Source organism: Microcoleus sp. FACHB-831 (genome assembly GCF_014695585.1).
Taxonomy (GTDB): Bacteria; Cyanobacteriota; Cyanobacteriia; order Cyanobacteriales; family FACHB-T130; genus FACHB-831.
Genome location: NZ_JACJON010000027.1, coordinates 13,963 through 38,027 on the forward strand (window position 1 = coordinate 13,963; position 24,065 = coordinate 38,027).

Sequence of the window (24,065 nt, forward strand, 5' to 3'; positions counted from 1 at the left end):
CGCTGAGATAGATCGGTAGGGGCGCAAAACTTTGCGCCCTTACATTCAAGAGAATGAATGCGAGTGAGAACCGCTATAAAATCTAAATTTACTCAACAGGCGATGGCTGGGATCTTAAATAATCGAGGAATTCCCGCAATTGTTGGTCGTTGAGTAAAGAGCGCCCCCGCTTGCCATAGGTTCGGATCAAATAATCGCGTCCTTGCTCGTCAGTCCACTTCAATCGCTTGATTTCGACTGTGGTTTTAGCAATAAGGTCAGAAAAGTCATCAGGTGGGCTGTTCGAGGACGCTGGGGTAGCGCTGGCCTGAGATTTTTCGCTCTTGCTAGATTTAGACGTTGACTTGGCTTCGCTTGCTCCTTTGTCGGTTCGCGACGATTTAGGTTCGCTAACGGGAGGCTTTGGCGCTACAGGCGTAGGTGATTCAAAATCCGTCTCGTCTTCACTCAGAGGTAACTCATCGGCAAAAGGGATATCGCTGGCGTCCCAAGAAACTGGTGGCGCGGGAGGGTCAAGTTCCGGATGTTTTACCTCTGGAAAAGGTATCAATACATCATCATTACTTGAACTTAAACTTTCTGTAAAAATAGAATTCTGGCTTGCCTGCGGAAGCTTTTCGGGCGAAAACGTCGGTTGAGGTATGTGAATGGGGGCTTGATGGACGGACGCAAGAGGGACAGGCGGCGACGCGATCGCAGACTCAGCAGCAACGGTGGCTGTTGTGGAATGAATCCCTAAAACTGCCAAAGCGCGGCTTCTTGCCTGGTCTTCCGCCATCTCAACCGTTTCTGCCGCTGCTAGACCTGTAGCCAGGGTTACACCCTCAACCACAACGAGCGATCGCACCACGTAATTAGCGCGATCGATAGTCACTAACTCACTAATCAGACTGCCTTTAGGATAACGAACTCGGAATTGATTAAACATAATCTTCCCACCCCTAAACGAGCGTAGGATTTTGGGCTGCACATCAACGTTAAGTATAAACGCAGTTTTTTAAAACTGATTTTCAAGAGCGCACGCCCAGAATCTAAAATGATTACAGGCTGTTCTTAAGCTACTGCTCTCTTCCCTACCGATGTGGGCATTCGGCACAAGCAGCTATTTCCCATCTGTACAAGGCAATTACTCTGCTGGTGCTTCTCGTGACAGACACCGTGTAGGGGGTTTGTCGTTGGCTTGCTACGAAAAATCTTTCCGGTTTTGCCAACTAACCACCGAACACACAAAGCATCGGGCAACGGTCGATCCACATCCCCAGTTGTATCCTTAGTTTCCATTAACAAAGGGGGATGTTGGGGGTTTCTCGCCAACAAAACTAGCCCCGACGCGGCTGCCACAAGCAAATATCCCAACAGGATTGTGGCATAAATCACACTTGAGATGTTGGGGGGTTCCCGCCAACAAAACTAAGATGATGTGCCGCTTGAGCAGGGAAACACTTGTGCATGAAACCCCAGCCGCCTGAGTCAGAATCAAGGAACGTTGTGGGTTGCTTCGCGGGTGCGCGTTTAGAGGCAAGCGGTATGGGGAATAGGGCATCCCCGGACAAGATCCAGGGAAAGAGATGAACAGCAAATAGGCAATAGCCAACAACCAACAGGGAACAGGATAAAGGATCGAGGATGAATGATGAAGGATGAAACGTTCGCTATAAGAATTCAACAGGCATCAAAAGCGAGATAGGACACAAGCGACAGGGGAGACACGCCCGCGTCAGAGACATACTCCCTTAAACCAAAGCTGACGGGGCAATTGCTGACTCCTGATACCTACAGTTTGTTAATTCTGACTCGCTGCAAATGCTGACAGATGAACTCCCAGAACGTTTCATACTTTATGTTGTGCTACGCACCGCTTAACACGCACTTCGTACTTTATAGAGCCAATAGTCTCTTATCCGTCCCTAGCATGGGGCCATGGCTGGAACCAAAAAACCCGATTCAGATAAACAGGATTATCCCCAGGGCGGAGGCCAAGCAAGCTGCATGGAATTTTCAATCGCTACACTACTTTCTAATTTCACTGATGACAAATTAGTTGCTCCCAAAGTTTTGGAAAAGAAACTGGGTTGCCAAAATGATGAGGATCTAGAGAAACTACAGATTGCTTTGGATGCGCTGGAAAAAGTTGGCATTTTGGTCAAAGAGAAAGGCAGATATCGGCGCATATACGAAGAAGATGTCGTAGAAGCAAAACTGCGCTGCTCAAGTAAAGGATTTTGCTTTGCTATTCAAGATGTCGAAGGAGCTGAGGATATTTACGTGCGGGAGAGCCATCTAAGTACGGCTTGGAATGGCGATCGCGTTCTTGTTAAGGTTCTAAAAGAAGGCAGTCGCCGCCGCTCTCCAGAAGGAGAAGTACGACTAATCTTGGAACGAGCCAATCCCTCAGTCTTAGCGCGGGTTAAGCAATCAGAAACAGGTTTCCAAGCAGTTCCCCTAGACGATCGCCTGCTATTTGAACTTGCCCTTCAATCAAATGGCATCAACCTAGAAAATGCCATCGATCACCTCGTCCACGTCGAAGTACTGCGCTACCCTTTAGCGGCGCGACCCCCCCTTGGCCGAGTAGCTCGCGTTCTTGGCAGCGATGCAGAAGCAGCCGCTGATACCGATATCGTCTGTTGCAAGCACGACCTGCGCCGGGTTTTTTCCAAAGAGGTTCTGGAAGCAGCTCTTGCATTACCCAAAGAAATAGGGAAAAAAGAACTGAAAAAACGGTTGGATCTGCGAAGTCTGCTAACCCTCAGTTTCTCTTTTTCAGAACTGACCGATGGTGCAGAACAACAAACTGGCGACGCAGAACAACAAACTGGCGACGAAGACGCTGAAGCCAATTCTTCCCAATTTCCAACCATAGAGAATGCGATTACTCTGGAAAAAACAGAGGACGGACAGTGGCGCTTAGGCATTCACATTGCTGATGTGGCTCACTACATTGAGCAAGACGAACCCCTAGACTATGAAGCCAGAAAGCGCGGCATCGCCGTATATCTGGGAGACATGGTGCTGCCCCTTCTGCCTAATGCTGCGGTCGAACGCTGCTCTCTGGTTCCTGGGAAGGATCGTTTAGCAATAAGCGTGCTGCTGACCCTAAATGAGACTGGTGAGGTTGTAGAGTTTGAGATTGCACCTACAGTCATCAACATTGACAGCACCCTAAGTTACCAGCAAGCTGCTGCAATTCTGGATCGTCATCAAGAGGTTGAGCCGCCCGTCTTTGAGATGCTCAACCAGTTGTTTTTGGTGCTGTGTCCAACAGTAAAAATTCAGAGGCTTTCGCGGGGTGCTTTTGAACTAAATCTGTTGGAGACTAACTTCAGCTACCCAGATGAAGGCAGGCTCGGAGCAATATTCATCTCGCAGTCTCTACCGCTGAGTTCCCTGCTGGCGGAGTTAGCTATTTTGGCAAATCAAGCAGTGGCGTCTCATTTGCAAGCGCTGCCCATTCCTGGAATTTACTGCATTCAATCGGCACCAGACCCAGTTGAAATCCAGGATTTAATAAAATTGGCCAGCAATCTGGGGCTAGATTTCCAACTGGAGCAAGAAGATGAGGTTCGACCCTCGGACTTCAAACGCTTTACTGACATGTTGGTTAAATCGCCTTCGCCGCGAGTTCTGAATTATTTGTTGAAGTCTACCCTGACGCTTCCAGGCTACAGCACAACACCTGGCCCTCACTTTGGTCTGGCTTATGTTGGTTACACCCACTGTGTCTCGCCGTTGAGACGCTATGCCGACTTGCTGGTGCAACGGGTTCTGCACGAGCTGTTTGAAAAAGGGCGCGATCGCCGCACTACGAGAGCTAAAGAAAGCGTCAATCTCCGTCACAGTAGCTGTCATGGCAAAATTAACTGGAACGTTTTGCCGCCAGATGTCCAGGAAGAGCTAGAAACTCAACTTTCTTCTGCAATTTCTCATCTCAACGATCGCGAAAAGCTTACCGCTGATGCCGAAGCCGATCTAGAGGGTCTAAAGAAAGCGGAACTAATGAAGGAGCGTACTGGCGAGGTATTCTCTGGACTGATAACGGGCGTGCAGTCCTACGGTTTCTTTGTGGAAATTGAAGACTTGCTGGTTGAGGGCCTCGTACACGTCAGTTCTCTCAAAGATGACTGGTATGAGTTCCGCTCAAGGCACAGTTGCCTGGTGGGGCGCAAAAACCGCACAGCCTATCGACTAGGCGATCGCGTAGAAGTCCAAGTCAAGAGCGTCGATTACTACCGCCAGCAAATTGATCTTGTTACCGTCAGCGGCGGTAGCCAAGCCAGTAACGAGGATATGGACGACTAGAAACTGGGGGATTCGATCTTCCCCTGGGGGTGATTAGGGGTAATGGGGAACTCGATCTTCCCCTCAAAAAATTAGGAGCATAGGGAATGAGGAATGAAAATATAAACTCAAAATTCAAAACGTGCTAGGCACGGCTAGGCTAACAAAACCTTAGCGGAGCGTCTCCGCCTCCGCTCAAAACTATCTTCCTCAACTCCCACTACTTAATGACAAAACCTCTTATCTTAGGCGTCACTGGCGCTTCCGGCTTAATTTATGCCGTGCGTGCATTGAAATTTTTGTTAGACGCTGACTATGCCATCGAACTGGTAGCCTCCAAATCGACCTATATGGTATGGCAGGCAGAACAAAATATCCGCATGCCTGCTAATCCCGAAGAACAAGAGGAATTTTGGCGACAGCAGGCTGGTGTGGAGAAGAACGGTAAACTACGTTGTCACCCTTGGGGCGATGTAGGAGCTAACATTGCTAGTGGGTCGTTCCGCACTCTGGGTATGCTAATTATGCCTTGCAGCATGAGTACGGTAGCAAAACTTGCCGGGGGCTTGAGTTCCGACTTGCTGGAGCGTGCAGCTGATGTTTGTCTTAAGGAAGGACGTAAACTTATTATCGTGCCCCGCGAGACTCCGTTGAGCTTGATTCATCTGCGGAACCTAACTTCTCTGGCAGAAGCTGGCGCTAAGATTGTCCCCGCCATTCCAGCTTGGTATCACAACCCCCAAACGATTGAGGATTTGGTAGATTTTGTTGTAGCTCGTGCTTTAGATCAACTGGACATCGAGTGCATCCCAATGAATCGCTGGAAGCAGGATTAAAAGGCAAAAGTAAAAAGTAAAAAGGCAAAAGAAAGAAAAGGGGATTGAGTTTTGAGTTTTGCCTCTCTCATCCCCAACCCTTCTCCCCAGGTTCCGGACTCAAATGACTAATAATCGGCTCTTTTGGCTTGCTTAGTTGCCCTTTTGTCGTAGCCCTTCTTCCTTGTACCTTTTACCTTAAATATACGTGTTATGCGGATTGTGTTGTTAGTGGCGGTTATTGCAGGACTGGGCGCGATCGCGGGTCAAAATTGGTCGCCCATCCTGCCGTTGGTGTTTTTGGGGGTAAAGAGTCAGCCATTACCACTGGCGTTGTGGATAATAATGGCGATCGCATTAGGTGTCATAACAAGCTTTTTGTTGCAAATTGCCGTTTATCTTCCCCAGAGTTCTTTACTAGCACGCATCCGCAAACTGGAAGCCTCATCGCGCCGTCCGTTCGCTAGGAAGAGCGAGAATACTCAACCCCAGCCGACGACATCAACTTATACTGATTCACCCTCCAGTTATGCTGATTCACCGCAACCTAAGCAAACTGTTGAAGAGATTGAAGAAGATTTAGAGGACGAAGAGCCAATTTCTGAAGAGTGGGACGATTGGCAACAGCCAGAACCAAGAGCATCTAGTTCCTCAGAAGTGCCTCGCGATCGCACCACCTACGAGCGTCAGCAGGAACCCAAGAGTAGCAGTCAATCTGGTACGGTCTACTCTTACGGCTATCGAGATCCAAACAATTCCGGAGTAGGCAAAACAGAGACAGTCTACGATGCCGATTACCGAGTCATTAAACCCCCCTCACCACAAAAGCCATCGTCACCTGAAAATGATTGGGAATCTCCCAGAGACGACGAAGATGACGACTGGAAATTTTAAGGCTGTGACGTGTCTAAGTCTGCGCCCAGAGGGGTGGCCCGCGATCGCTCCTTACAACGCTCCTAGCATTGCGCTGTCAACAATTCGCGGGATTCTTGGCGGACGTTCCCTGCCATAGCCGCTTGCTGCAAGCGCATAAAAGCAGTCAGATCTTCTCGGTCATACTTCTTAGCTAGCAGTTGTCGCAGCTGCTCTTCGGCTTCAACGGTCAAATACCCGGTGGCAATGGCCTGTTGGACTAATTCACGGATCAGTATCATGCTTGCTTTTACCTAAAACAACACCAAGATGAAAACGCCGAGCTGTGGAATCGCTTAAGGAAATTTACAGATACGGTTGACACACCCGGTTAAACAAGTAAACAGATTTGTAAATGCGGTCCGATCTAAGAGTTTTCCCCTCTTAAATTTTCTTCCTTCAGTATATTCATGGAAACTCTTACTAGCTTTAGATTAATTTTAGATAAAGTTTCCATGAATCTAAGCATAACTAAGGTAAATATAGATAGCACCTAATAAACGTTAGTAAATTCGTTAAAGCTTAATCCAAAGTTCGCTAATGCTTTATATTTAATCCGTTAGGATTAAGCCTTAAGATTAATATTTAAAGTGGGTTAAGGCATGGCATCTACCGAAAATACCCTGGAAGTAGAGTTCAGCGAGGCGTCAAATAATTGGAACTTAGAAAAATTATATATAGATCTAGCAGCAGCTAAAGGAAAAGGGCTGACACCAGTTGAGAAGAAATTTTTGAGAGGATTGCTCTGCGGCTACAGTCCATCGGAAATTGCCGATCAAGTGTACAAAAGCCGCAGTAGTAGCGCTGTTAGAGTGTATTTATCAAACGGTTTGTATAAATATATTCAGGAATTAGTAATTAGGCAAAGTGGAAATCTTATAAAGATCAAAAATTGGAGTCGGGTTACTAATTTACTAGAAAAAGCAGGATATAAAAAGGGATTTTTAAATCAAATAGAGGAAAACGATCGCGAACTATATCGAAATAAAAAAGAAAGTGAAATAAACCAAAACAGCAGCAAACACTACGATGGCCAGCAAGCCATTATTGATGTAGAAAATTTTCACGGGCGTGCAGACGAAATCGCCATCGTCGAGCGATGGACGATCGGCGAAAACTGTCGCTTAGTTGCTCTTTTGGGTATGGGTGGAATCGGTAAAACAGCCCTAGCAGCAAGCACGGTAGAAAAGATTCAAGACGAATTTGAGTGCGTTATTTGGCGATCGCTGCGTGCTGCTCCATCGCTCGCAGAACTCTTGCTCGACCTGATACAATGCCTGTCGTGCGGGCAAGAAACCGAGTTATCAGCAAACGTCGATCTTCTCGCGTCCCAACTGATGAAATATTTGCGATCGCCTACCGCACGCTGTTTAATTGTCCTCGATGGTGTCGAAGCAATTTTGCGAAGCTGCGATCGCGCTGGATACTACGCACCCGGATATGAATGCTATGGCGAACTTTTCGCACGCATAGGAGAAGAAAACCATCGCGGCTGTCTGATACTCACAAGCAGAGAAAAACCAAAAGAAATAGCCTCACTTGAAGGAGAAAAACTACCCGTTCGCACCCTAGCTTTGACTGGGTTAAAAACATCAGCAGGCCAAGAAATTTTATCTGCAAAAGGTCTACTTGGATCACCAGAGGAACGCAAAGCTCTGATCAAGTGCTATGCAGGCAATCCCTTAGCGCTGAAAATGGTAGCGACCACTATTCACGATGTCTTTAACGGTCATATTGCCGAATTCTTAGAACAAGGTACGCTTGCTTTCGGCGATATCCGCGATTTATTAGATCAGCAGTTTAACCGTCTCTCGCATATAGAAAAAAAACTCTTGTACTGGCTGGCTATTCATCACCGATTGGTTCCCCTACGCGGCTTGGTAGAACAGGTTGTACCAGGCATATGCCAAAGAGAGCATCTGGAAGCTATTGAGTCGCTGCGGAGGCGATCTTTATTAGACAAAAATTCCACAAGCCTAACCCTCCCCCCAGTCCTGCGGACTTATATCACTGAAAAATTAAGCGAGCAGATTTCCTCAGAGATGACCAGCAAAGACCTCGCTATGTTAGTCAGTATGAGTATTGCTAACGCACAGTTTAAGAATTCCGGCATTTCATTAACGCCAAGTGCCAAGGGAACCCCAAAAGCGTTGAGCCAAGAGCGTCCCAAGACAACAGAAAATTACTATCAAATTTCTAACGACTGTTAACGCTAACTCTAAAGTTTGCACGCAATAGCTGCAAGCACTCACCCTTAAGAGCGCAAGACATTGGAAAATAGAGCAGTTGGGGTTTAGAGACTATATCCTCTAAACCAGGGTTAATCAGGAGAAGCAAGTGCTAAAGGGACTCAATCTCTACCTCGTCGGAATGATGGGTGTTGGCAAAACGACGGTAGGGCGCGAACTAGCTACTCGGTTAGGCTATCAATTTTTTGACACCGATACGCTTGTCGAACAAGTTGCCGGAAAAACCATTAACGAAATTTTTACACTGGACGGAGAATCTATCTTTAGGCAGATAGAGACCCAAGTGCTAGCAGAACTTTCGACTTATACCAGAAAGGCGATCGCTACGGGCGGCGGTATAGTCCTGCGACGAGAAAATTGGAGCTACCTGCATCACGGCTTGATCGTCTGGCTGGATGCACCAGTCGAACTCTTAATATCTCGTCTCCAAAACGATACTACCCGGCCTTTGTTAAAAAACCCTGACCCAGCAGGCGAACTGCAAAAACTCCTCGATCAACGGCAGCGACTGTATGCCCAAGCCGACCTAAAAATCAGTGTTTCTACGGGTGAGACGCCTGAAGAAATTGCCACGCGGGTGATTGAGGCTATCCCCAGCGTGCTGAAACCGCCTGCTGTCTACCTAAATGAAAACGGTCAATAAGCCGTGATTAAGGCTAGCGACAACTGCCTCAGTCAAGCCTGGATGCTCTAAACTTCTATAAAACCTGCAATATCTGCTGGCTATGATCAACGAGAGCGAATACATCGAGAAAGATTCTGCAACTCGCGTCCGGGTGCTGAGTGAAGCGCTACCTTACATTCAACAATTTTCCGGTCGCACGGTAGTCGTTAAGTACGGCGGTGCTGCTATGAAAGACAGCAGCCTCAAAGACAAGGTGATGCGCGACATTGTATTTTTGGCCTGTGTCGGTCTGCGTCCCGTCGTGGTACACGGCGGCGGGCCGGAAATTAATTCTTGGCTGGATAAGTTGGGAATCGAGCCTCAATTTAAGAATGGTTTGCGAGTTACAGATGCCGCCACGATGGATGTGGTGGAGATGGTTTTAGTCGGTCGGGTGAATAAAGAAATTGTCCGTCTGATCAACCAGGCCGGTGGTTTGGCTGTGGGGCTTTGCGGCACAGATGCCAATTTAATAAAAGCACGCCCAGAAGGTCAAGAAGGCATTGGCTTTGTGGGAGAAGTAAGTAAGGTGAATATCCAGCTTTTGCAGTCACTTGTCAGCGGTGGTTATATCCCTGTAGTGTCCAGCGTAGCGACAGATGAAAAAGGGCAAGCTTATAATATCAACGCTGACACGGTGGCTGGAGAATTAGCGGCGGCTTTGGGGGCGGAAAAGTTGATTTTGCTTACCGATACTGCGGGAATTTTGGAAAATTACAAAGACCCCTCTACTCTAATTGCCAAGGTTGATATTCAACAAGCACGACACCTGATTAGCACTGGTGTGGTCGGCGGTGGGATGATTCCCAAGGTAAATTGTTGCGTTCGCAGTCTCGCCCAAGGTGTGAAAGCTACTCACATTATTGACGGTCGCATTCCTCACGCTCTACTGTTAGAAATTTTTACTGACTCAGGCATCGGCTCGATGATTGTGGCGTCGGAGTTTAATAGTTAGTTTGAGCGAAGGGTGAAGAGTGAAATAAGTGATTCACTCTTCGCTAAATTTAAGTTTATTTCCCACTAAACGCTCGCTCATAAATACAGTTGCCAATAGTACTTATTTTTTACTGTAATTTATTAAATAAAATTATCTAAATATGCTTGTGTTTTGCACGCGAACGTCATAATATAGTAATTGTATTTGTATAACCAAATACTCCTCTTCATTCTGCTCTTCAAAAGTATGTGGTTAGACGCGCAACGGACAATGTTCCGTTGCGCGTCTAGGGGCAAAAATCAAAATTTTGCCGCTACCAATCGCTAGTTAGTGTTTAATAACCCACGCGCGGATAGTAAACTTTAGGGTAGCTTATTGGATTAACTGGATTAACAATTACAGGGTTAATCAACACGGAATCGGTAATACGTGGATTGACCAAGGTGGGATTGACTAGGGTGGAATTATCAACCCTCACCCTACCTCGATAGGGTACGCCGCGATCGCGGTTGTAGTAATAGGTTGTCCCGAAAGGGTCTACCCCAAACGGTTGACTTACCGGAAGCGGGGGGGAAATTGGCCTACCGTAGAAGCCGGGACTGGGAATATTGTTGAAAATAGGGTTGGGAAAAGCCGGAAACGGGCTGTTGTAGTAACCAGGGTTGGGAAGCGGGGTGCTGTAGTAACCGCCACTAGAATACGGACTGCTGTAGATGTTGCGAACGGTGGTTGGCTGACCCACGCCGATGAAGACACCTCCCTGAACAAATGAGTCTGCATGACTTGGCGCAGCAACAGTAGCTAACAGGGCGACAGCCAGGGTTAAGGGTGTTAAGGCTAGGGAAAGATTAACTCGATGGGAACAACCCAGAGAAAAATGTGATTTCTGGAGCATGATTTTACCTCAACTAATTTAAAAACTTGCGCGAACAAACTAACTGATGGGGTTTGCTTTTAGGATAATCGGCTTCGCTACAATTTGGTTGGGTATATTAGGTGCTACCAAAAAAGTAAAAACGTGAGTTCAGAAAACAGAGAAAATTTTACAATTGAGTACCAAGCAGGCAAAGCCGCATTTGAGCGCGGTCAGTATCGCCAGGCGGTGCAGCACTTGGAGTCGGCGATCGCGCTGGAATCTCCTAACTCCAAATTAGGAGGAGAAGTGCAGATGTGGCTGGTGACGGCTTATGAAGCAGTTGGACTGCAAAATGATGCGATCGCGCTTTGCAAACAACTGACTCGCCATACAGATCCCGAAACCCGCAAGCAAGCCAAACGAGTCCTCTACATTATGGAAGCCCCTGCCTTAAGCAAGCGTCCGGAATGGCTGACTAAAATCCCCGATCTAGCTGCACTGCCCGAAGGTGACGAAAAGTATCGCACTACTAGCCCTACTGGGAGTGCAAAACGTCGCCCAGCCGCGCCAAAAGAACCCGAACCCGTAGATTTAAGCAAGGTAAATACTAAAGATAATCGATTTATCTGGGTTGCTCTGGTTTTAGCTGGTTTAACGCTGGGTGGCTTGATTTGGTGGAATTTTTAAACCGCTAAGGTTAAGGTGCGTGGGGCGATTAGCTAAGAGCAATACCGCTTCGCTACCGCGCCCCTTCTGCCTACAAGCTGTAATCGTCATACTTGACGATTTTGTTGTTTAGCGTCTTTTAATCCTTGTTTCCATGCCCAATACGGAGTTACAGGATTTGCTGCTCTTGCTTTATAGAATTCCTCTAGCAGTCCATCTAGCTTTTGTTTTAGCTGCTGGGGTGAAATTTCTGTGAATGAATCAAAATTCACCAAAATTTGAAACTTATCATTAAGAAACTGAAATTCATTCCCCGCCTTCCAGTGAGCTTTCGCCCTTTCATTAGGGTCTAGAAAAGTTGACAGAGCCGTAAGAATCGCTACCAAAATTGATAAGCCACCAGCCACCATACTACTATGATCGACTTTTGAGAAAGCTGAAGCGCCAGCAATAGCAGCCAAAATGGTGTTTGGTATTCCTACAATAAATTGCAAGTAGCCCCAAATTGTAGCTGTGCTAAAGTGAGCTTTAGATAAAGCAAGAGTATATATTTCTTTTTGTCTGGCTTGTTCTAAAATACCAAATTTAATATCAGGGTTGGCAGACGCAGTGGAATTAGCCATAATGTGCAGAAAAAAGCAAGCTCTAGGTACTAGGATAACCGTAATTAGACTATCAGTAACTATAAGCACATAGCTGCATAAAAAATTATAACTAAAGTAGTATGCCTCAAAATAATTTTGAGATAGCGATCGCGCCTTCGTTACGCATCCTCTGGTAGTAATATTTAAAGTGCGATCGCTATCATAAAGGGGAGCGATCGCTAGGATAAACTTTTATATGCAACTCTCGATGCACCAGACGCGATACACCCACGGTAGAATATCCCTTAACCATAACCAAGATAATTAACGAACCGCACTACGCTGGCGACCCAAACATTATAAAAAGAGGAGTAATCTGAGTGAAGCGACTTGTTTTGGGAAGGAATAAAAGACAGAATTACTTAATTCGTGTTATTGGCAGCCTATTGGTAAGGATGCGGGTTATCTGGGTGATGATGCTAGCAGCCCTCTTGCTTTCTGGCTGTGTGAAGTATGATGCGGGGGTGCATTTCGAGGGCGAGCATCGTGGGGAAATTGTCCAGCATATTAAGGTGGGGGAACAGCTAACGAGTTTTAGCGGCGAATCGGCGCAGGAATGGTTAGATAGCATAGAGCGTCGGGCGCGGCAGTTACAAGGTAAAACTCGCAGAGTCTCCAAGCAAGAACTGACAGTAACGATTCCTTTCTACAGTGGTGCGGAACTAGAAGACAAGTTCAACCAATTTTTCAACCCAACCGATAAGAAAGGTTCCAAGGTGGCGACAGTGGGAGGGGTTGATTTACCGGATATCAAGTCTCACCTAAGCGTAAATCAGGGGAATTTTATTTTTTGGGTGAGAAATAAATTGACCTACGATTTAGACTTGCGATCGCTCGCCGTCCTCTCCAACAACGGTAACGCGATCGTTAGCCCCGGTTCTCTCATCAACTTGGAGTTTAGCTTGACAACGCCAGGAGGCGCAAAAAGCGTAGAGACAGGCGCTAATGCCATCAACCCAGTCTCGCAAAAGGGACGACAGCTAGTGTGGACGCTTAAACCTGGAGAGATCAACCATCTCGAAGCGGTATTCTGGCTTCCAAGCCCCTTGGGAATTGGTGCGCTCATCATCGCCCTATTTGTAGCATTGGGTATCTATCTTAAAGAAAAAGTTTTTCCCGGCGTGACACCGCCGCCCATTCAAACGCCCCTAGTGTCCGAGTAGAGACGCAAACAAAATGAGCGAACCCTTAAGGGACGAAGAAGTCTTCGTCTTTCCAGTATCTTTTGCCCAAGCTAGACTGTGGTTCCTCGACCAGTTGATACCAGGCAACCCCTTCTATAACGTCCCAACCGCCGTTCGCCTCCAAGGTGATATCAACTCTTCAGCCCTAGAGAAGACTTTCAACGAAATCGTGCGTCGCCACGAAGCGTTGCGGACAACCTTTGGGATCATTGAAGGGCAACCAGTCCAGCTAATTGCGCCCACCTTAAGGGTGTCGCTGCCCGCAATAGATTTGCGTCAATTACCACCAACCGAACGGCAAGCGGAAGCGAAACGGCTGACAAATGAAGAAGCAAAGCGCCATTTCGATCTAGCCAAAGGGCCATTGCTGCGAGTGATGCTATTGCAGTTAGAAGATACAGAACACGTTCTGCTGCTAAACATGCACCACATTGTCGCCGATGATTGGTCAATTGGGGTACTGATTCGAGAACTAGAGGCAATTTACACATCTTTGGCTTCTAAAAATGCGGTTAATTCCTCTCCCTTAGAGGAGTTACCCATTCAATATGCAGACTTTGCACAATGGCAGCGCGACTGGTTGCAAGGGGATATTTTAAAGACGCAGTTAAACTATTGGCAGCAGCAATTAAATGGCATTCCCTTATTAGATTTGCCTGCTGACCGCCCCCGCCCAGCAATTCAAACCTACCGAGGCGCAACGGAATTTCTAGAGCTATCGCCAAGCTTAACTGAGTCTTTAGAATCTCTTAGCAAACGCCAAGGAGTCACTTTATTTATGACCCTGTTGGCAGCATTCCAAACTTTGCTGCATCGCTACACGCAGCAGGAAGATATTGCAGTAGGTTCGCCAATTGCTAACCGCAACCGCAGCGAAATTGAGGGATTAATAGGATTTTTTGTTAATACTTTAGTGCTGCGTACCAATTTATCAGGCAACCCAACATTTGTAGAGTTGCTAAGTCGAGTGAAAGAAGTAGCCTTGGGGGCTTATGCCCATCAAGACTTGCCTTTTGAGAAGCTAATTGAGGAACTTCATCTAAAACGGGATTTAAGTAAAAATTCATTGTTTCAAGTAACATTTAGCCTACAAAATGCCCCTATGGGCGTATTAGAGTTACCGGGACTAACATTAAGTCCGCAGTACTTTGATATTGAAACAACGCGGTTTGATTTAGAGTTCAATTTATGGCAAGGAACGGCGGGATTTAGGAGCTTTGGCGGAAATCAGTGGGAACACTCGGAAGGGCTTAGAGGTGTAGTTGTATACAACACAGATCTATTTGAGCGAGCCTCTATTACGCGAATGCTGGCACATTTCAAAACACTGCTAGAAGGTATTGTGGCTAATCCAGAAAAACGACTTGCTAGTTTACCGCTATTGAGTGAAGCAGAACTACATCAACTGTTAGTGGAATGGAACGATACTCAGACAGATTATCCTCAAGATAAGTGTATCCATCAGTTGTTTGAAAAGCGGGCAGAGCAGAATCCTGATTCTATAGCAGTTGTATTTGAAGACGAAAGTATTACCTACGGCGAGTTGAACATCCGCAGCAACCAATTAGCGCATTATTTACAGAAATTGGGGGTAGGTTCGGAAGTTTTAGTTGGCATTTGCCTAGAGCGTTCTGTAGAGACGATCGTAGGGTTACTGGGAATTCTAAAAGCGGGAGGGGCTTATGTACCTTTAGATCCTAGCTATCCGCGCGATCGCCTGAATTTTATGCTTGAAGATGCTCAAGTTTTAGTATTGCTAACACAGCAAAATTTAGCTCAGCATTTTGAGGGATTTTCAAATTCAATAGTTTGCATCGATAAAGATTGGGAAATCGTTGCTAGAGAAAGCGCAACCAACCCCAATAACAACTTAACAAGCGACAATTTAGCTTATGTAATTTACACCTCTGGTTCTACAGGAAAGCCCAAGGGGGTTGCTGTAAATCACAAAGCGGTAAATCGGCTTGTATGCAACACAAACTATGTGAAATTAGAACCAACTGATAAAATTGCCCAAGCCTCTAACACTTCCTTTGATGCTGCGACCTTCGAGATTTGGGGAGCGCTACTTAATGGCGCTCAACTTGTGGGAATTAGTAGAGATGTCACCCTTTCACCCCACGATTTTGCATTGCAACTCCGGCAAAAAGGCATCAGCGTTTTATTTTTGACAACTGCTTTATTCCAACAGATTTCCAGAAATGTTCCGCAAGCTTTCGCTACGTTGCGCTACTTGCTATTTGGAGGGGAAGCGGTCGATCCAAGGTGGGTGCAAAAGATTATAAAAAATGGTGCCCCAGAGCAATTAATTCATGTTTACGGCCCTACAGAAAGTACAACATTTTCTTCTTATTACCACGTCCAAGAAGTACCGGAAGAAGCCAAAAACATTCCCATTGGTCGCCCCATTGCAAATACACAAATTTATTTACTGGATGCTAATTTGCAACCTGTCCCCATTGGCATTGTAGGGGAGTTATACATCGGCGGCGATGGACTAGCGCGAGGATATCTCAACCGAACTGAGTTAACCGCTGAAAGGTTTATTCCTAATCCTTTTATCTCTTATAGAGACGCGATTAATGGCGGAGCTACAATTTATAAAACTGGCGATTTAGCCCGCTATCTACCAGACGGAAATATTGAATTTTTAGGCCGCATTGATAATCAAGTAAAAATTCGCGGTTTTCGTATCGAGTTGGCAGAAATTGAAGCCATTTTATGTCAGCATCCAGCAGTGCGCGAGGCGGTAGCGATTGTTAGAGAAGAAGTACCTGGTGATAAACATTTAGTAGCTTATATCGTTGCCAATGAGCAACTAATTAATCCAAAATCGAATGACTTGCGGCAATTTTTAATAGACAAGTTACCAGAGTACATGATTCCTTCAGCCTATGCGCTGATAGAGTCATTACCGCTGACCCCGAATGGAAAAATCGATCGGCGTGCCTTACCTGCGGTAGATACGCTCAATCTTGATATCAAAGAAAATTATGTCGCACCTCGTACTGATATCGAGCAAGTGCTAGTGGAAATTTGGGCTAAAGTTTTGGGAAGAGAGCAGGTAGGCGTCCACGACAATTTCTTTGAATTGGGGGGTCATTCTCTATTGGCGACTCAACTAACTTCCCGAATACGCGACGCTTTTCAAATAGAGTTGCCTGTACGCAATTTGTTTGAAACACCGACAGTGGCTAGTTTGGCTAGATACGTTGAAACAATGCGTTGGGCAGCGAAGGGCGTAGATAAAATTAACTCTAATAAAAATGAGCGAGAAGAGGTTGAATTTTGAGAACTGTTGAATTTTTATCTTATATTCGTAGCTTAGATATTCAAGTTTTTGTCGATAACGATTTGCTTCGCTGCAACGCCCCCGAAGGAATAATAACACCAGAACTGCGTGCAGAGATCCAAGCTCGCAAAGCAGAAATAATTTCATTTTTAAACGCAGCTAATTATAGTAATAGCCACACTTATACATCGATTGTACCTATTTCCCGGAATCAAAATTTACCACTATCATTTGCTCAACAGCGCTTGTGGTTCTTAGATCAATTAGTTCCCAACAATCCTTTTTATAACGTTCCGGCAGCACTGCGTCTAACAGGTTCGCTGGATTTAGAGGCGCTGGAACAAACTTTTAACGAAATTGTGCGGCGTCACGAAGCTTTGCGTACCACTATTGTAATGGTAGAAGGGCAACCAGTTCAGGCGATCGCTCCTAACATAAAAATATCCTTACCATTAATAGATCTTCAAGAACTGCCAGCAGCAGAACGAGAAAAAGAAGCGCAACGCATCACAACTCAAGAGGCGCAACACCCTTTCAACTTATCAACCGATCCATTGCTGCGAGTAAGGCTGCTGCGCTTGGATGAAACAGAACATATTCTATTGCTGAATATGCACCACATTGTCTCCGATGGTTGGTCTATCGGGGTGCTAATTCGGGAACTAGGCGCACTGTACACAGCCTTTGCTTCTTCTAAAGACGCGATTAATCGCGTCTCTACGATTCTGCCAGAATTACCAATACAATATGCAGACTTTGCCTATTGGCAACGCGAGTGGTTGCAAGGCGAAGTTTTGGAAAAACAACTTAGTTACTGGCGGCAACAATTAGACGGCATTTCTATATTAAACCTGCCTACCGACAGACCGCGACCAGCAGTTCAAACTTACCGGGGTGCAACCGAAATTCTGCAATTACCGAAAAGCCTTAGCGAAGCGCTAGAGGCTATTTCGCAGCAGGAAGGGGCAACTTTATTTATGACCTTGCTGGCAGCATTCCAAATTTTACTTTATCGCTACACCCAGCAAGAAGATATTGCTGTAGGTTCGCCTATTGCCAATCGCAACCGCAGCGAAATTGAAGGGTTAATTGGCTTTTTTGTTAATAGTTTGGTGTTGCGTACCGATTTATCGGGAAACCCAAGTTTTCGCCAATTGTTGAGGCGAGTGAAAGAGGTAGCTTTGGGAGCCTATGCTCACCAAGATTTGCCTTTTGAGAAGCTGGTAGAGGAACTGCATCCAGAACGCAAGTTAAACCAAAATCCCCTATTTCAAGTCGGGTTTGCGCTGCAAAATGCGCCGATGGGAGCGTTAGAGTTACCGGGGTTAACGCTAAGTCCGTTGGGATTTAATAGCGAGACAACTCGATTTGATTTAGAGTTTCATTTGTGGGAGCGATCGCCGAATAATGGGTTATGGGTAGATAGCTCCGAAGGCATTAGCGGCTTTGTAATCTACAGTACAGATTTATTTGATAGAGCCACTATTACCCGGATGTTGGGGCATTTCCAAACGCTGCTGGAAAATATTGTTGCGAATCCAGAACAAGGAATTGCTAACTTATCGATTTTAAGCGAATCTGAGTTACATCAGTTGTTAGTTGAATGGAACAATACTCAGACAGATTATCCTCAAAGTAAATGCATACATCAGTTGTTTGAGAGCGTTGCAGAGCTATCGCCTGATGATATAGCGGTAGTATTTGAAGACAGAAACTACACTTATCGAGAGCTAAACATCCGCAGCAACCAGCTTGCACGTTACCTACAGAAACAGGGTGTTAAGGCGGAAGTTTTAGTGGGACTTTGTGTAGAGCGATCGCTAGAAATGGTCGTGGGAATGTTGGGCATTTTGAAAGCGGGTGGCGCTTATGTGCCGTTAGATCCAAGCTATCCCGTTGAGCGCTTGAGCTTTATGATTGAAGATGCTCAAGTGCCAGTGGTATTAACTCAGCAGCGGTGTGTTAATCGTGTTGAAAAACTCAGTTCACAAGTAATCTGTCTTGATAAAGATTGGAAAATAATTTCCCAAGAAAGCGAAGATAATCCTATTAGCAACGTTACAGCAAACAACCTTGCTTATGCCATTTACACCTCTGGCACTACAGGGAAGCCTAAAGGGGTACAAATTGAACATCGCAGCTTGGTAAATCTAGTCTGTTGGCATCAACAAGCCTTTGCAGTTACGCCGCTTGACCGAGTAACGCAAGTTGCAGGAGTAGCCTTTGACGCTTGCGTGTGGGAAATTTGGCCTTATCTTAGTGCAGGAGCTAGCATCTATTTTACAGATGATGAAACCAGGCGATCGCCTGAAAAAATCCGAGATTTTTTATTATCAAAAGCGATAACAATTAGCTTTTTACCAACACCATTAGCAGAAAAACTTTTATTATTAGATTGGCCGAATGATGCAGCTTTGCGAATATTACTCACCGGTGGCGACAAACTACATCAGTATCCTTTGACTTCCCATCCTTTCCAAGTAGTAAATAATTACGGGCCGACGGAGAATACCGTTGTTACAACATCAGGCATAGTTCCTGTTAGTAAGCACGATGTATTACCTGCTATCGGTCGTCCCATTGCAAACACCCAGATTTATGTGCTAGATGCATATTTACAGCCTGTCCCCATTGGCGTTGCTGGTGAATTGTATATAAGTGGTGATGGACTTGGGCGAGAATATCTCAACCGCCGCGAATTAACTGCGGAACGCTTTATTCCTAATCCTTTTATTTCTTATAGAGACGCGAGTAATTCAGTCTCTAAAATTTACAAGACAGGCGATTTAGTCCGCTATCGAGCAAATGGCAACATTGAATTTTTAGGACGCCTCGACGATCAGGTAAAAATTCGCGGCTACCGCATAGAGTTAGGTGAAATTGAAGCCATACTTAGCCAGCATCCTTCAGTAGTGCAAACAGTAGCGATCGCTCCTGAAAATGCAGGCGAAACTCGTCTAGTAGCTTATGTCGTCCTAACGGCTGACGACAGCAACCAGCAACAAATGCAATTGCAAGACGAGCAAGTTTCGCAATGGCAGATGCTTTACAACGACACTTATAATCAACCTGCTGCTGATGCAGATCCAACCTTCAATATTGTTGGTTGGAATAGCAGTTACACCAATCAGCCTATTCCGCCAGAACAAATGCGCGAATGGGTAAATAACCAAGTCGCGCAAATTCAGGCTTTGCAACCTAGCCGAGTGTTAGAAATTGGCTGCGGAACAGGTTTATTGACGTTCCGAATTGCGCCGCATTGCACTAAATATTGGGGAACCGATTTTTCGCCTTTTTCCCTTAACTACATCCGCCAGCAATTAGAAAATGTAGAAACACGAAATGTCGTGTCTCTACATCAGAAGATGGCTACTGACTTTGAAGGAATCGAGCCAGAAGCTTTTGATGCGGTAATTATAAACTCGGTTGTGCAATATTTTCCCACTATCGATTATCTTGTACGGGTGATAGAAGGTGCCGTGCAAGCAACTGCTCCCGGTGGGTTTATTTTAATAGGAGATGTGCGTAGTTTGCCGTTGCTGCAAGCTTTCCATGCGTCGGTGCAACTTTATCAAGCAGAACCCTCGCTAACCCGCGAGCAATTGCAGCAACGGGTACAAATGCAAGTATTTCAAGAAACTGAGTTAGCGATCGCTCCCGCTTTCTTCCAGTCATTAAAGCAGCGATTTCCCCAAATTAACGACGTACAAATTCAACTAATACGGGGTCGCCGCCACAATGAGTTAACTCAGTTTCGTTATAACGCGATTCTCCATGTTGGCGCTAAAGCAGATCCCCCCAACCTCCCTTACCAAGGAGGCTCGACATCGATTAAATGGGACGAAAATAACTTAACAGTTTCAACAGTAGAACACCTATTAATCGAGGATAAACCAGAGATTTTAAGCATCACCAGTGTGCCTAATGCGCGAGTAATGGCAGCGGTTAAAACAGCAGAATGGCTATCTGGTGCAGAAGAATTTAAAACAGCAGGTCAGATGCGTGAAGCTTTGCAAAAGCTCCAAAATTTGGGTATAGAGCCAGAAGAGTGGTATGCGCTGAATGTACCCTACAAGGTTAATATTAGCTGGTCAGATTCAGGTATCGAAGGACGCTACGATGTAGTGTTTATCCGTCAAGATGTGCCTCACTTGATGCCTTTTGTGCAACAGGAACATCTGCGATCACTGCCATCTTATGCTAATAATCCCCTGCAAGCAAAAGCGGCGCGTAAATTAATACCCCAGTTGCAAGCTTATCTAACAGAAAAGCTGCCTGAGTATATGATACCCTCGGCTTTTGTAGTCTTAGAATCCCTACCCCTTACGCCTAATGGCAAAGTAGATCGCCGCGCTTTACCTGCACCAGACCAAATTAAGGCAGAAATAGCAGGAGGCTATGTTGCGCCTCGCACTCCAGTTGAAGAAGTTTTAGTTAAAATTTGGACTGAAGTTTTAGGACTTAAGCGAGTAGGTATCAACGACAATTTCTTTGAATTAGGCGGACATTCATTACTAGCGACTCAACTTATTTCCAGAGTACGCGACGCATTCGGGGTAGAGTTACCTTTGCGTAGCGTTTTTGAAGCACCTGCGATCGCCCAACTTTCTAAACTAATTGAAAGCCACAAAACTACCACTACTAAAACTCAAGCTCCAGCCTTAATACCAATTTCCCGCGATAGTCGTCGCATGAAGCTATCATCTCTCAATAAACAAAGCCAAGATAAATAATTACGCCACTTCTCAAAAGCGATAAGTCGCCTTTAAGTTGTTCTGGTACGTCCAGCCAAGCTTGCAACTATAGCAACCAAATCGTCTGGCTCTATTGGTTTCGCTACGTGCATCTGGAAACCTGCTGAAAGAGCTTGCAAGCGGTCTTCCTCTCTAGCGTAAGCTGTTAGGGCGATCGCTGGAATGGTTCCTCCAAGTTTTGGAGCTAGCGATCGCACTTTGCCGATAAAACTGTAACCGTCTTCTTCTGGCATGCCGATATCGCTTACTATTACATCTGGCCTAAACGACTTAATTGCCTCAAGCGCTTCACCTGTTGATGCAGCGGCGCTCGTCTTAGCGCCAGACTGTTCGAGCGCAAAAGTTACAAATTCTCGCGTATCTGGCTCATCATCTACTACAAGTACGCGCACGCCAGCCAGAGAAGAGGAAAAAGGAAAGTCTGAAGAGTTTATATTTTCCAAATTTTCGGTCGAATCTCCTTTCCCCAAACTGTTATAAAGTGGCAGTTTTACGGTAAACGTTGTCCCAAGTCCTTCTCCAAGACTTTCCACGCTGACATTACCGCCATGCAATTCTACCAAGTGACGCACGATTGCTAATCCCAACCCTAATCCGCCAAATTTCCTAGTAATAGTGCTATCAGCTTGGCGGAAGTAATCAAAAACATAAGGTAGAAATTCTTCAGTAATGCCTTTGCCTGTGTCCTTAACTTGAATTTGAGCAAACGAACCTATAGTCTCAAGTAAAATTTCTATACGCCCTCCTTGCGGGGTGAACTTAATCGCATTAGAGAGCAAATTCCAGACAACTTGCTGCAATCGGTTCCCATCGCCGGAAACTATTGCTCTAGTCGAATGAACCAGCGCCTCAATTTGAATCGACTTAGCTTCAGCAGCTAACCGCATAGTATCTATCGCTGCTTCAATGATTGATGCTAGATTAACCGGAAACGCATTCAAGCTGATTTTTCCCTGCATGATGCGTGAAACATCCAGCAAATCTTCAATTAATTGCGTCTGCAAAGTGGCGTTGCGCTCGATTATCTCAAGAGCGCGAGCAGTAGTAGCGGCATCATATTTGCGCGATCGCAGCAGCTTTGCCCAACCCAAAATTGGGTTGAGCGGCGATCGCAATTCGTGGGAAAGCACTGCCAAAAACTCATCCTTGACTCGGTTGGCTGACTCAGCCTGAGTGCGTGCTATCTGTTCAGCTTCGTACAACCGTCTATTCTCGATCGCCACCGCTCCCATCTGTGCTAGCTGCACGATGATGGCTTCATCTTCTTCGGTAAACTCGCCCTCATACTTATCCGATAGCTGGATCAAACCAATGTTTCGTCCGTCTCGCCCTACAAGCGGTGCCGCAAGCCAACCGCGCATCGGCGGATGCTTGTCAGCATGCTTGCCAAACCCTTGCCATTTTGGATGAGCTTCGAGTTGCGCTTGAGTCATCCGCATCGGACGATTTGCATGGCAGACACAAGCGTAAATACCAGAGCCATCAGTCTTTTCATCATAGTCTCGCCACGCTGCATACTTATCCGAGAGCAAGACACAATTGATAGCCTGCGTCCAGTTTTGATCGATAGTCATACTCGTGACTGACTGGTGTGCTAGGATAATTTCCTGTGCTTGTTGCGCGATCGCTCTTAGCACGTCTTCGGTTGAAACAGCCGAGTTGATAGCAAGCGAAGCTAGCGCCAGCTTTTGTAATCGCGTTGTATGTTGCAGCTCTTGTGCCAGCAGGCGTTCGCGCTCTTGCTCTGCTTCCTTGCGGCTGGTAATATCCCGGAAATAAATGCCAAGCCCGTCTTTGTAAGGATAAGCATGGATCTCCAACCATATGCTTAACGGCTCGTAGAACTGCTCAAAATGTACAGCCACCCCATCGGCGATCGCGCGACGATATTCTTGCTCAACTCGCTGTCCTACTGACCAAGGCCAAACTTCCCAGTGAGTTTTGCCAATGAATTCTTCTGGCTTTTTCCCGGTAAGCCTCGCCGCCTCTCTGTTGATATAGGTAATTCGCCACTGGTTATCTAAAGCCACAAACGCATCATTGATGCTTTCCAAGATACTTATGCTTCTCTCCTGTTCCTCTTGCGCTTGATCGCGTGCCTTTGCCAGTTCTTCGTTCGCTGCTAGCAGCCGTAGGTTGACCTCTTGTAACTCCTGCAACCTCAGATAAATCTCAGCTTCCATCTGCACCGCACGGCTTTGCAGCTTTTCATTTAGCTTTTGCTGCTCGATTTCCTGCTGCTTGAGCCTGATGAACTCGCTGATATCCTCAACATAATTAAAGATATAGGCAACCTGGTTGTCCGCGCCAAAAACTGGCGAGTTGACGACACTCCAGTATCTCTCCTCAAATCCACCCCCCTCAGATTCGGGACGGCGAATGTCATACTTCTGGATCGCCATAGTGTCTGAAGCCCGATTCTGTAGCACCCGCTTCAGCGAGTTTCGCAGATTGCTGACCCCCTTAGCGTTGGGATCTTCAGGATTGTCAGGGAAGGCATCAAAGACTTGACGCCCCATAATTTCCTCGCGTTTCGTCATCGTTGCACGCAAGTAAGCATCGCTCGCCGCCACGATAGTAAAATCCGGCGTCAATACTAAATACAAGCCTGGTGCTGACTCAAACAAAGTCTTAAAGTCAGGCATTGTTAGAGGGATTGAGGAGTGTGTCATAATTATGTGCCCGCTCGACTATTCTTTGTTCCGATACAGCTTTACTTGTTGAAATATATTTAAGCAGATAGAACTTTATATAACCCAGTAAACTTTCGTCAGCTACCTCAAGATTGATAAAGGGGCAATCAATAGTTCTAAA

15 protein-coding genes and 1 pseudogene are annotated in these 24,065 nt (G+C 46.0%); 9 read left to right on the forward strand and 7 right to left on the reverse strand.

All coding sequences use genetic code 11. The annotated features are described in order from the left end of the window. Positions 1–88: 88 nt before the first annotated feature. From H6F77_RS04390 to H6F77_RS04400, 3 genes are all read right to left on the reverse strand, one after another. Positions 89–928, reverse strand: a complete 840-nt coding sequence (locus H6F77_RS04390; RefSeq protein ID WP_190485751.1) for a slr1353 family protein — start codon at positions 926–928, stop codon at positions 89–91. 125 nt (positions 929–1,053) lie between these two features. Further along, entirely contained in the window at positions 1,054–1,281 is a 228-nt protein-coding gene (locus tag H6F77_RS04395; RefSeq protein ID WP_190485753.1) for a hypothetical protein, read from the reverse strand. Beyond that, positions 1,271–1,543, reverse strand: coding sequence for a hypothetical protein (locus H6F77_RS04400; RefSeq protein ID WP_190485755.1), 273 nt, complete (start codon positions 1,541–1,543; stop codon positions 1,271–1,273). Before H6F77_RS04400 ends, H6F77_RS04395 begins: the two co-directional genes overlap by 11 nt. Before the next feature lie 446 nt (positions 1,544–1,989). Here H6F77_RS04400 and H6F77_RS04405 point away from each other — a divergent pair, with 446 nt between their 5' ends. The 3 genes from H6F77_RS04405 (at position 1,990) to H6F77_RS04415 (ending at position 5,987) form a co-directional block, all read left to right on the forward strand. Continuing rightward, the gene (locus H6F77_RS04405; RefSeq protein WP_190485820.1) at positions 1,990–4,299 is read left to right on the forward strand and encodes a ribonuclease R family protein; all 2,310 of its coding nucleotides are present in this window, start codon (positions 1,990–1,992) and stop codon (positions 4,297–4,299) included. 206 nt (positions 4,300–4,505) lie between these two features. Beyond that, complete coding sequence (locus H6F77_RS04410; RefSeq protein ID WP_190485757.1) at positions 4,506–5,114, forward strand: flavin prenyltransferase UbiX; 609 nt, start codon at positions 4,506–4,508, stop codon at positions 5,112–5,114. A gap of 192 nt (positions 5,115–5,306) precedes the next feature. Beyond that, a complete protein-coding gene (locus H6F77_RS04415) occupies positions 5,307–5,987 on the forward strand; it encodes a LapA family protein (RefSeq protein WP_190485758.1) in 681 nt (226 codons plus the stop codon). A 62-nt stretch (positions 5,988–6,049) separates the two neighbouring features. Here the strand turns inward: H6F77_RS04415 and H6F77_RS04420 are convergent, their stop codons facing one another. After that, the gene (locus tag H6F77_RS04420) at positions 6,050–6,247 is read right to left on the reverse strand and encodes a hypothetical protein (RefSeq protein WP_190485761.1); all 198 of its coding nucleotides are present in this window, start codon (positions 6,245–6,247) and stop codon (positions 6,050–6,052) included. Between the two features lie 360 nt (positions 6,248–6,607). Here H6F77_RS04420 and H6F77_RS04425 point away from each other — a divergent pair, with 360 nt between their 5' ends. From H6F77_RS04425 to argB, 3 genes are all read left to right on the forward strand, one after another. Further along, a complete protein-coding gene (locus tag H6F77_RS04425; RefSeq protein WP_190485762.1) occupies positions 6,608–8,215 on the forward strand; it encodes an NB-ARC domain-containing protein in 1,608 nt (535 codons plus the stop codon). A gap of 127 nt (positions 8,216–8,342) precedes the next feature. After that, positions 8,343–8,897 (forward strand): shikimate kinase, encoded by a 555-nt coding sequence (locus H6F77_RS04430; protein ID WP_309228800.1) that lies wholly within the window; start codon positions 8,343–8,345, stop codon positions 8,895–8,897. Between the two features lie 82 nt (positions 8,898–8,979). Then, positions 8,980–9,873: an acetylglutamate kinase gene (gene argB / locus H6F77_RS04435; protein WP_190485765.1), complete on the forward strand. Its 894-nt coding sequence runs from the start codon at positions 8,980–8,982 to the stop codon at positions 9,871–9,873. A 316-nt stretch (positions 9,874–10,189) separates the two neighbouring features. On the opposite strand, the gene H6F77_RS04440 is transcribed toward argB, so the two are convergent. After that, a complete protein-coding gene (locus H6F77_RS04440) occupies positions 10,190–10,750 on the reverse strand; it encodes a hypothetical protein (protein ID WP_190485767.1) in 561 nt (186 codons plus the stop codon). A 123-nt stretch (positions 10,751–10,873) separates the two neighbouring features. Between H6F77_RS04440 and H6F77_RS04445 the strand changes: the two genes are divergently transcribed. Further along, entirely contained in the window at positions 10,874–11,398 is a 525-nt protein-coding gene (locus H6F77_RS04445; protein WP_190485768.1) for a tetratricopeptide repeat protein, read from the forward strand. An 86-nt stretch (positions 11,399–11,484) separates the two neighbouring features. Here the strand turns inward: H6F77_RS04445 and H6F77_RS04450 are convergent, their stop codons facing one another. Continuing rightward, positions 11,485–12,000 (reverse strand): SLATT domain-containing protein, encoded by a 516-nt coding sequence (locus H6F77_RS04450; protein ID WP_190485770.1) that lies wholly within the window; start codon positions 11,998–12,000, stop codon positions 11,485–11,487. 341 nt (positions 12,001–12,341) lie between these two features. Between H6F77_RS04450 and H6F77_RS04455 the strand changes: the two genes are divergently transcribed. Then, positions 12,342–13,184, forward strand: a complete 843-nt coding sequence (locus tag H6F77_RS04455; RefSeq protein ID WP_309228801.1) for a DUF3153 domain-containing protein — start codon at positions 12,342–12,344, stop codon at positions 13,182–13,184. A gap of 52 nt (positions 13,185–13,236) precedes the next feature. Continuing rightward, positions 13,237–21,227 (forward strand): annotated as a pseudogene (locus H6F77_RS28995) (non-ribosomal peptide synthetase); the annotation flags it as partial. Between the two features lie 35 nt (positions 21,228–21,262). On the opposite strand, the gene H6F77_RS04470 reads toward H6F77_RS28995, so the two are convergent. Then, positions 21,263–23,896 carry a hybrid sensor histidine kinase/response regulator gene (locus H6F77_RS04470; protein ID WP_190485776.1) on the reverse strand — a complete coding sequence of 878 codons (2,634 nt, stop codon included), beginning with the start codon at positions 23,894–23,896 and terminating at the stop codon, positions 21,263–21,265. Positions 23,897–24,065: the final 169 nt, after the last annotated feature.

Excerpts from the sequence above, each read along its gene's own strand:
- H6F77_RS04470 (WP_190485776.1), bottom strand. The coding sequence starts at position 23,896 with ATGCCTGACTTTAAGACTTTGTTTGAGTCAGCACCAGGCTTGTATTTA.
- H6F77_RS04420 (WP_190485761.1), bottom strand. The coding sequence starts at position 6,247 with ATGATACTGATCCGTGAATTAGTCCAACAGGCCATTGCCACCGGGTAT.
- H6F77_RS04390 (WP_190485751.1), bottom strand. The coding sequence starts at position 928 with ATGTTTAATCAATTCCGAGTTCGTTATCCTAAAGGCAGTCTGATTAGT.
- H6F77_RS04450 (WP_190485770.1), bottom strand. The coding sequence starts at position 12,000 with ATGGCTAATTCCACTGCGTCTGCCAACCCTGATATTAAATTTGGTATT.
- H6F77_RS04400 (WP_190485755.1), bottom strand. The coding sequence starts at position 1,543 with ATGCCCTATTCCCCATACCGCTTGCCTCTAAACGCGCACCCGCGAAGC.
- H6F77_RS04410 (WP_190485757.1), top strand. The coding sequence starts at position 4,506 with ATGACAAAACCTCTTATCTTAGGCGTCACTGGCGCTTCCGGCTTAATT.
- H6F77_RS04415 (WP_190485758.1), top strand. The coding sequence starts at position 5,307 with ATGCGGATTGTGTTGTTAGTGGCGGTTATTGCAGGACTGGGCGCGATC.
- H6F77_RS04405 (WP_190485820.1), top strand. The coding sequence starts at position 1,990 with ATGGAATTTTCAATCGCTACACTACTTTCTAATTTCACTGATGACAAA.
- H6F77_RS04425 (WP_190485762.1), top strand. The coding sequence starts at position 6,608 with ATGGCATCTACCGAAAATACCCTGGAAGTAGAGTTCAGCGAGGCGTCA.
- H6F77_RS04440 (WP_190485767.1), bottom strand. The coding sequence starts at position 10,750 with ATGCTCCAGAAATCACATTTTTCTCTGGGTTGTTCCCATCGAGTTAAT.
- argB (WP_190485765.1), top strand. The coding sequence starts at position 8,980 with ATGATCAACGAGAGCGAATACATCGAGAAAGATTCTGCAACTCGCGTC.
- H6F77_RS04395 (WP_190485753.1), bottom strand. The coding sequence starts at position 1,281 with ATGGAAACTAAGGATACAACTGGGGATGTGGATCGACCGTTGCCCGAT.